This window comes from Leifsonia aquatica H1aii (genome assembly GCF_000633535.1).
Lineage (GTDB): Bacteria > Actinomycetota > Actinomycetes > Actinomycetales > Microbacteriaceae > Leifsonia > Leifsonia aquatica_A.
Window position 1 is genome coordinate 1 of record NZ_AYMR01000029.1, and the last position, 8,976, is coordinate 8,976.

Genomic DNA, 8,976 nt, shown 5'->3' on the forward strand with positions numbered 1-8,976 from the left:
ATCGTCCAGGTCGGCATCCCCGCCTTCCTCACGTTCGCGTTCGTCCTGCCGGAGATCATCCGCGCCCTCGGACTGCCCGTCGACTCCGCCCTCCAGCTCGCCCTGGTTGGATTCGCCGGCGCCCTCACCGCCGTCGCCGGTGCGATCACCCGCGTCATGGCCATCCCGGAGGTAGACAGATGGCTCACGGCCATCGGTCTCGGCTCCGTGAAGCGCTCCCAGGCCCGAAACGTCTACCTCACCGTCACTCCGGCCGATCCCGATCAGCCCGCCGCCGGCACCCCGCCCTCGGTCGACCTGTGACGGGCGAGAAAGACGACGTCGGCGGATACGCCGTCCCCGTCGACCCCATGGACGGTCTGCAGTGCGACAGCTGCCAGTAACGCCGAAGAAGCCCCGACCCACCAACAAGGTGGGTCGGGGCTTCTTCGGCGTTACTGGCACGCTCATCGCCCCTCGACGCGCACACCCCATTCCGAGGGCTGCCCGGCGGCCCAGGTGATCGCCTCCGCCTCGGTCGCGAACCTGTTGGGCGACGTCGCCGGGTCCGGGTCGGGGTCTCCTGCGTGCACAGCCGTCGCCGTCCACTCCGCCCCGTCCGCGGCCACCAGATAGATCTGCACCCGCTCCGTATCCGCCGCAGACTCGATCGTCGGCTGCGGCGCCCCATATTCGGCCGGGGCGACGCCGTTCGTGCAAGCGGTCATTGCCCCGACGATGATGACCGCCAGAGCTGCGACCACGACCGTTCTCAGATTCCCCATGCGGGGAGATTAACCGAGGAGGCGTTATGGAATATAGCTTGAGGGCGTTTTAAAAACGATCGGCATTAAAACGAGGGGGCGTTCGCGCGCGATCAGATTCGAGAGAGCAGTTCAGCCTTCTTCGCGGCGAACTCCTCATCAGTGAGAATGCCCGCGTCTCGTAGCGACGCGAGCTTCACGAGAGCATCCGTGTGGTCGACGGCCGGTGCGGGGGCTGGCACCGGCTCGGAGATGGCGGCCTGCTGCTCGGCCTGAACGATCTCTTGCTGCGTGACGTGCTTGCCGAGCATCAGGTCCGTGAGGACCTCCTTCACGACGGCAGCCTCCTTGTGCGAGACGCGCATGTCGATCGTGTTCCCGACCGTGATGACGGAGACGATCGTGTTGAGCATGCCGTCTCGTTTGGTGGTGACGGAGCTGATCGCTTTCACCGGGATCACTTCGGTGCCGTGCTTGCCGTTCTTGACGCCGGTAAACAGGAGTGACGTACCGCCCGTGAAAGCGGCGGCGGTAATCTTTCCGCCGGAGACGCCGCGCGGCTTTTCCCACTCGATTCGGTCGACGTAGATGGCTACTTTGGCGTTCTTGCCGAGGATGTGTGAGGTGAACTGATAGAGCGGCGACTCAGCCATGTTGCGGGTTCCCTTCCTGGTGATTCCCGCTCATCCTAGGAGGCGTCGCACGGGGTGGAGTAGACCCATGGCGGGTGACACAGTGCTCGCTCTCATGGTCAGGATTGCCGCCCGTGTTCGCGGTAGAAGCGCACGAGCTCGGCCGCGGACGGTCGGGTGTCCGTCATCTCCGTCGCGCTCGCGCGCCGAGCAGCCATGTGGTGCCGCCAGGACTCAGACGCGCACTTGTAGTCCCACCCGAGCTGACAGGCAGCGTCCAGCGCTCGGACCCATCCAATGAGCTCCCGCCCCTCAGAGGCTGGTGCGTAGGTGACGACGCGGAACCATTCATCTGGTCGGTTCGGATCGCCCTTCAAGAAGCGGCGGACGACAGCGTAGGGCGGCTGAGACTCGGAAACGCGCAACAGCCACTCCATTGGGCGCGCGTACGCGGCCGGAGTCCACTCGGCAGCCATGTGCCGGAGCATAGCTTCCGCATGCGACAGTCATCGCGCTGTGACGGATGTTTGCGCAGCACCGCGTGAACGCGGACCCCGTCGCGCAGTCGGACATCGACGAAGGGCGTCGCCTCGTCGATGTGGCGTCCGCCGCGGGCGATCAGCTGGACCGCGAGCCCACGCACCGTGGCTTCGTCCGCGCTCCAGTCCTCGATGCGGGCGAGTCCCTCCGGGGCTCCATCGCACCACAGCCCGCCGTCGGCGGTGACGAACAGGTCGGTCAGGCCGGGGCGCTGCAGGTACGGCGTCAGAACGCCGAAGGTCTCCCAGAGCCCCGGCTCCCCTGCGTTCGTCCGCCGTGATTCACCGATCATTCACCGAGCACACCGCATGGAGCCGGCTCCGGGCGGCCTTGGGATGAATGGGTGGAGAACTCCCGCATCCCGGTTCGGTGTGGAGAAGATCGTCCCGGCCGCACCGCCGGGAGACCCGCATCACCGTTAAAAAAGGGGGGCCGCACCTATTGGGGGGAACAGGTGCGGCCACTGCGGCGCATGATTGGGGGGAATCGTTTGCGCCGCACGCACGAATTTACATTCGGCCGGGGTCAAGTTTACGCGGAATCAATGCAAACGCAAGTCTCCATCGGAGAGGCCTTCCTGAGGTTGTAGAGTCGTGCATTGTCGCGCCACGACAGAACGAATCAGCATCGCAAAGGAGCGAACAGCCTCCCCATGAGCAACACAATCGACAACCTGCTCCATGAAGCCCGACGGTTCTCGCCGAGCGAGGAGTTCGCCGCGAACGCCGTGGCGACAGCCGATCTCTACGAGCGCGCATCCGAGGACCGGCTCGGCTTCTGGGCCGACCAGTCCCGCGACCTCCTGCACTGGCACAAACCCTTCACCCGCACCCTGGACTGGACCAACCCGCCGTTCGCGAAGTGGTTCGACGACGGCGAGCTCAACGTCGCCTACAACTGCCTCGACCGTCACGTGCTGGCCGGCAACGGGGACCGGGTCGCGATCCACTGGGAGGGCGAGCCGGGCGACTCCGTCTCGCTGACCTATGCGCAGCTCACCGCCGAGGTGAAGAAGGCGGCCAACCTGTTCACCAGCCTGGGCGTCCAGGCCGGCGACCGGGTGGCCATCTACCTGCCGATGATCCCCGAAGCCGTGATCGCGATGCTGGCCGTGGCCCGCATCGGCGCCGTCCACTCGGTCGTCTTCGGCGGATTCAGCGCGGAGAGCCTTCGCTCCCGGATCGACGACGCCGAGGCGAAGCTCGTCATCACGGCCGACGGCGGCTACCGCAAGGGCCGGGTCTTCCCACTCAAGGACGCCGTGGATGCGGCGCTCACCGGCTCGCAGAGCACCGTGGAGCACGTGCTCGTCGTCCAGCGCGGCGGCAACGACGTGGCCTGGACCGACGGCCGCGACCTGTGGTGGCACGACGAGATCGCCCAGGTCGATGCAGATCACGTGGCCAAGGCGTTCCCTGCCGAGCAGCCGCTGTTCATCCTCTACACCTCCGGCACGACCGGGAAGCCCAAGGGCATCCTGCACACGTCCGGCGGCTACCTGACCCAGGCGGCGTTCACCCACAAGAACGTGTTCGACCTGCACGCCGAGAGCGACGTCTACTGGTGCTCCGCCGATGTCGGGTGGATCACCGGCCACAGCTACGTGGTCTACGGTCCGCTGGCCAACGGCGCCACCCAGGTGCTCTACGAGGGCACCCCCGAGACGCCGCATCCGGGTCGCTGGTGGGAGATCATCGAGAAGTACAAGGTCTCGATCTTCTACACCGCGCCGACGGCGATCCGGTCGTTCATGAAACTCGGCCGCCAGCACCCGCAGCAGTTCGACCTGTCGAGCCTCCGTGTTCTCGGCTCGGTGGGCGAGCCCATCAACCCCGAGGCGTGGATGTGGTACCGGGAGGTCATCGGAGGCAACACGACGCCGATCGTCGACACCTGGTGGCAGACGGAGACCGGTGCCATCATGATCTCCGCCCTGCCGGGCGTGACGACCCTCAAGCCGGGCAGCGCGCAGGTCCCGCTGCCGGGCGTCTCCATCGCGATCCTCGACGAGGCGGGTGTCGAGGTCGGCAAGGACCAGGGCGGCCTGCTGGTCGTCACCGAGCCGTGGCCGAGCATGCTCCGCGGCATCTGGGGCGACCCTGATCGCTTCGTGGAGACGTACTGGTCGAAGTTCGGGGACAAGTACTTCGCCGGCGACGGCGCCCGCTACGACAAGGACGGCGAGATCTGGCTGCTCGGGCGTGTGGACGACGTGATGAACGTGTCCGGTCACCGCCTCTCGACGGCGGAGATCGAATCCGCGCTTGTCGCGCATCCCCTCACGGCCGAGGCCGCCGTCGTCGGCGCCGAGGACGAGACGACCGGCCAGGCCGTCGTCGCCTTCGTGATCATCAAGGAGAACCAGCTCGAGACCGCGCAGGCGATCGATGTGGCGGCCGAGTTGCGCAAGCACGTGGCCGAGCAGATCGGCGCCATCGCACGTCCCCGGGACATCTTCGTCGTCACGGAGCTGCCGAAGACGCGTTCCGGCAAGATCATGCGCCGGCTTCTGAAGGACGTCGCCGAGGGCCGCGAGGTCGGCGACACGACGACGCTCGCCGACACCGCCGTGATGAGCTCCATCCAGAGCAAGCTGTCCTGAGACGGTACGACGAAGGGGCGGTGCCGTGCGGCGCCGCCCCTTCGTCGTACCGTGAGTCGTGGGGTCTACTCGAACGCGACGACGATCTCGACCTCGACGGGCGCGTCGAGCGGGAGCACCGCGACGCCGACCGCCGAACGGGCGTGCACGCCGGCCTCGCCGAAGATCTCGCCGAGCACCTCGGAGGCGCCGTTGATGACTCCGGGCTGACCGGTGAATGCGGGGTCGGAGGCCACGAAGCCGACGACCTTCACGATGCGGGTGACGCGATCGAGCGACCCGAGCACGCTCTTCACCGCCGCAAGGGCGTTGAGCGCGCTGGTGCGGGCGTACTCCTTGGCGTCCGCGGCCGGCACGAGGCCGTGCCCCTCGCCGACCTTGCCGGTCGCGGGGAGCGCCCCGGCGACCATCGGCAACTGGCCCGAGGTGTAGACGTGGCCGCCGTCGACGACGGCGGGGGTGTACGCGGCGACGGGCGGGACGACGTCGGGGATGTCGATCCCGAGTTCGGCCAGCCGGGCCTCGACGGCGCCCATCAGGCGTCCGCCTCGTCGCGCACCGGGCGCTTGAGGTAAGCGACCAGACCGCCCTCTGGGCCGGTCACCACCTGCACCAGCTCCCACCCCTCCGACCCCCAGTTGTTGAGGATGGCGGCGGTGTTGTGGATCATCAGGGGCGTCGTGAGATATTCCCAGCGCAGCATAGTGCTCCTTGCATTCGGGGCGTTTTTCAGGTTGATCACCTACTGTGATCCTATGTCTGCGAAAAAACCACGGGCTAGAGGTGCGCTCGGCGCCGGTGCCGCGTTCCTCGGTATGAGCGCGGTCGCGGGCCTCCTGGTCGCCGCCGCCGTCACTCCGGCGATCGCCGTGACCGGCATGGCCGCCAACAACGGGATCGGCGTGTTCGAGGGTCTTCCCGAGTACCTCGAGATCGGCGCACTCGCCCAGCCGACCACCATCTACGCGAAGAACAGCGACCAATCCGACCGAGCGCTCGCCACCTTCTACTCCCAGAACCGGCTCCCCGTGGCGTTCGACCAGATCTCGCAGGCGGCCAAGGACGCGGCCATCGCCGGTGAGGACCCGCGGTTCTACAGCCACGGCGGCGTCGACATTCAGGGCACCATGCGCGGTGTGCTGTCGACCGTGTCCGGCGGCGGTGTGCAGGGCGGCTCGTCGATCACTCAGCAGTACGTCAAGAACGTGCTGCTGCAGAAGTGCGAGGCGATGCCCGTCAAGACCGACGCGCAGAAGAAGGCGTACGAGACCTGCGTCGACGATTCGACCGGCGTCACTCCGGACCGCAAGGTCAAGGAGATGAAGTACGCGATCGGCCTGGAGAAGAAGTACACCAAGGACCAGATCCTGGTCGGGTATCTCAACATCGCCGGCTTCGGCGGATCCGTGTACGGCATCGAGGCTGCGGCCCACTACTACTTCAACACGAGCGCGGCCGCCCTCAGCCCGGCGCAGGCGGCGAGCCTGCTGGCGATCGTGAACGAGCCCACCTCGCTCAAGCTGGACAACCCGGACTCCGAGTCGAACGGCGCAGCCAACGGCTACGCCAAGAACAAAGAGCGCCGCAACTACATCCTCGAGAAGATGTACCAGTACAAGAAGCTGACGAAGACGCAGTACGACGAGGCGGTCAAGACGGCCGTCGAGCCGGTGATCACCCCGTCGGACCGTGGCTGCCAGACTGCAGGAGGCTCGGCCTACTTCTGCGACTACGTCCAGAGGATCATCCTCAACGACCCGACGTTCGGCGCCGACAGGGACGCCCGCACGTCCAACTTCAATCGCGGCGGGTACAAGATCTACACGTCGCTCGACCTCGATCTGCAGACGGTCGCCGAGGCAACGATCAATTCCTACGTGCCCCCGTCGTACGACAAGGCCGACATCGGTGGCGTCCTCGTCGGCATCCAACCCGGCACCGGACGCGTGCTCTACATGGCCCAGAACACGAAGTACAGCCAGGACCCCGAGATGCTCGACAGCAGCCCGGACTACACGTCGGTCAACTACTCCACGGACCAGGACTACGGCGGCTCCGGCGGCTTCCAGGTCGGATCGACGTACAAGGTCTTCACCCTCGCCGAATGGTTCAAGCAGGGGCACTCGTTGAACGAACCCGTCAACGCCAACATCCGGACGTACAAGACGTTCAAGGATTCCTGCACCGGCGGGTGGAGCGGCACCTATACGCCCCAGAACGACTCCACCGGTGAGACGGGGATCCGCAACGCCCAGAGTGCGACCACGCAGTCGATCAATACCGCGTTCGTCTCGATGGCCAGTCAGCTGGACCTCTGCGAGATCAAGAAGGACGCCGAGGCGTTCGGAGTGCACACCGCGAAGGGCGAGCCCCTCGACACGAACCCCGCAGCCGTTCTCGGCACGAACTACATCGCGCCGCTGACCATGGCGACGGCCTTCGCCGGCATCGCCAACAACGGCATGACCTGCTCGCCGATCGCGATCGACAAGATCCTCGATGCCAGTGGCAAGGAGGTGACGCCACCCCAGAGTGCCTGCACCCAGTCTGTCGATCCGGCCGTCGCCAACACCATGGCGAAGGCCTTGAAAGGGCCATTGCAGTCCGGGGGAACGGCGGGCGGCATGAACCAGACCGGTAAAGACATGATCGGCAAGACGGGAACGACGGAGTACAACGATCAGCTCTGGCTCGTTGCCGCGACGACGAAGGTCGCCGGCGCCTATTGGGTGGGCAATGTGCAGGGACACGTCGACTTCCGACGGGTCTACCCCACGCACGGGACCTCGCCCGCGTCGGCGCGTACCGCGGTGATGCGGGCCATGATGACGGCGGCGGTCGGCAAGTACGGCGGTGACGACTTCGCCACACCGCCGGACAAGCTCGTGCGCGGTGTCCAGGTCGCCGTTCCCGACCTCGCCGGGAAATCGCCTGACGAGGCGAAGAACATCCTGAAGGGCCTCGGACTGGACAGCGCCGACGGCGGCCAGCAGGACTCGGCCCAGCCCGCCGGCACCGTATCGACCACGGACCCCGCAGCGGGCAGCTCGGTGGGCAAGGGCATGGTCGTGACGATCTTCACGAGCAACGGTTCCCTCGCGGCCGTGCCGAACGTGGTCGGCCAGAAGGTGTCCGACGCGCAGAAGGCGTTGACCGCTGCAGGCTTCAGCGTGAAGGTCTCCGGAGGCGGCGGCGGAGACGCGATCGTGCAGTCTCAGGATCCCGCCGCGAGCACCCCCGCGAAGCAGGGCACCCAGGTCACCCTGACCGTCGCCGCGGCTCCCGGAACAGCTCCCACACCAGGCGGCAACGGCTAGTGGGCCGCGGGTCCGCGCTCCGCCCGCTGGGCACCGCACTGGCGGTGCTCGGCGCGGCGGGAGCGGCCGCGTTCGCGTACGGGTCGCTGATCGAACGCCGGGCCTTCACCCTGCGCGAGGTCTCGGCGCCCGTGCTGCCCGCCGGGTCGGAGCCGATCCGCGTGCTCCATCTGTCCGATCTCCACATGGCGCCGTGGCAGCGGGACAAGCAGGAATGGGTGCGCGCTCTGGCCGCGCTCAAGCCGGATCTCGTCGTCGACACCGGGGACAACCTCAGCCATGAGAACGGACTCGAGGGCATCCGTGCCGCGCTCGACGCGTTCCGCGGGACTCCCGGTGTGTTCGTGCACGGTTCGAACGATTACTTCGGACCGCAGCTGAAGAACCCGCTCAAGTACTTCACCGGCCCATCGAAGAAGAACGGTTCGACCGCCCCTCAGCTCGACACCGCCTCCCTGACCGCGTATCTGCGGGATCTCGGCTGGCTCGACCTGAACAATGCGGCGGGTGCGCTGGATGTGCGGGGCACGCACCTCGAGTTCTTCGGTGTGAACGACCCGCACATCCGCTACGACCGGGTGGAGTCCATCCCCGGCGCCCTCGACGAGCTGCGCGAGAACGACCCGTACAGCGACGACGCGACGTGGCCGGACGATGCGCCCGCGACGGGCCGCCCCACGGTCACCCTCGGCGTCGTGCACGCGCCGTATCGCCGCGTGCTGGACGCGTTCGTGACCTACGGCGCCGCGATGATCTTCGCCGGTCACACTCACGGCGGGCAGGTCTGCGTGCCCGGCTATGGCGCGCTGGTGACGAACTGCGACATCCCTCGCGCCCAGGTCAAGGGCCTGAGCATCTGGCGTCACGCCTTCCGCTCGGCCTTCCTCAACGTCTCCGCCGGTCTCGGCACGTCGATCTACGCGCCGGTGCGCTTCGCCTGTCGCCCGGAGGCGACGCTGGTGACGCTGACGGCGGCCCCGTGAACCCGCGGTGGTCACGAGCACCCCTCCGGCTCATGTATCCTAGATGAGGCCTTCAGGGGCCATCGGGGTGTGGCGCAGCTTGGTAGCGCGCTTCGTTCGGGACGAAGAGGCCGCAGGTTCAAATCCTGTCACCCCGACAGAGCGGTAAACAGAAGGAGC

At 67.0% G+C, this 8,976-nt stretch carries 8 protein-coding genes, 1 tRNA gene and 1 pseudogene; 5 read left to right on the top strand and 5 right to left on the bottom strand.

Going from position 1 to position 8,976, the window contains the following annotated elements; translation table 11 throughout:
• Window positions 1-303 (top strand): annotated as a pseudogene (locus U870_RS0119725) (hypothetical protein); the annotation flags it as partial.
• 143 nt (window positions 304-446) lie between these two features.
• On the opposite strand, the gene U870_RS0119735 reads toward U870_RS0119725, so the two are convergent.
• The 3 genes from U870_RS0119735 to U870_RS23780 all read right to left on the bottom strand — a co-directional run bounded on the left by U870_RS0119735 (window position 447) and on the right by U870_RS23780 (window position 2,207).
• The gene (locus U870_RS0119735; protein WP_162819199.1) at window positions 447-764 is read right to left on the bottom strand and encodes a hypothetical protein; all 318 of its coding nucleotides are present in this window, start codon (window positions 762-764) and stop codon (window positions 447-449) included.
• Window positions 765-856: 92 nt separating this feature from the next.
• The gene (locus U870_RS23345) at window positions 857-1,396 is read right to left on the bottom strand and encodes an SHOCT domain-containing protein (RefSeq protein WP_025159098.1); all 540 of its coding nucleotides are present in this window, start codon (window positions 1,394-1,396) and stop codon (window positions 857-859) included.
• A 352-nt stretch (window positions 1,397-1,748) separates the two neighbouring features.
• A complete protein-coding gene (locus U870_RS23780; RefSeq protein ID WP_205288800.1) occupies window positions 1,749-2,207 on the bottom strand; it encodes a hypothetical protein in 459 nt (152 codons plus the stop codon).
• Window positions 2,208-2,567: 360 nt separating this feature from the next.
• On the opposite strand from U870_RS23780, the gene acs reads away from it, so the two are divergent.
• Window positions 2,568-4,517: an acetate--CoA ligase gene (acs, locus tag U870_RS0119755; protein WP_025159101.1), complete on the top strand. Its 1,950-nt coding sequence runs from the start codon at window positions 2,568-2,570 to the stop codon at window positions 4,515-4,517.
• A 65-nt stretch (window positions 4,518-4,582) separates the two neighbouring features.
• On the opposite strand, the gene U870_RS0119760 is transcribed toward acs, so the two are convergent.
• Both U870_RS0119760 and U870_RS24705 read right to left on the bottom strand, forming a co-directional pair.
• On the bottom strand, window positions 4,583-5,053 hold the full coding sequence (locus U870_RS0119760; protein WP_025159102.1) for a RidA family protein: 471 nt from the start codon (window positions 5,051-5,053) through the stop codon (window positions 4,583-4,585).
• On the bottom strand, window positions 5,053-5,220 hold the full coding sequence (locus U870_RS24705) for a hypothetical protein (protein ID WP_205288801.1): 168 nt from the start codon (window positions 5,218-5,220) through the stop codon (window positions 5,053-5,055). The genes U870_RS0119760 and U870_RS24705 overlap by 1 nt, the downstream gene beginning before the upstream one ends.
• Window positions 5,221-5,272: 52 nt before the next feature.
• Here U870_RS24705 and U870_RS0119770 point away from each other — a divergent pair, with 52 nt between their 5' ends.
• From U870_RS0119770 to U870_RS0119780, 3 genes are all read left to right on the top strand, one after another.
• Window positions 5,273-7,834 carry a transglycosylase domain-containing protein gene (locus tag U870_RS0119770; RefSeq protein ID WP_025159103.1) on the top strand — a complete coding sequence of 854 codons (2,562 nt, stop codon included), beginning with the start codon at window positions 5,273-5,275 and terminating at the stop codon, window positions 7,832-7,834.
• On the top strand, window positions 7,834-8,817 hold the full coding sequence (locus U870_RS0119775; protein ID WP_025159104.1) for a metallophosphoesterase: 984 nt from the start codon (window positions 7,834-7,836) through the stop codon (window positions 8,815-8,817). Before U870_RS0119770 ends, U870_RS0119775 begins: the two co-directional genes overlap by 1 nt.
• A 63-nt stretch (window positions 8,818-8,880) precedes the next feature.
• Window positions 8,881-8,954 (top strand) — tRNA-Pro (locus U870_RS0119780).
• Window positions 8,955-8,976 lie beyond the last annotated feature (22 nt).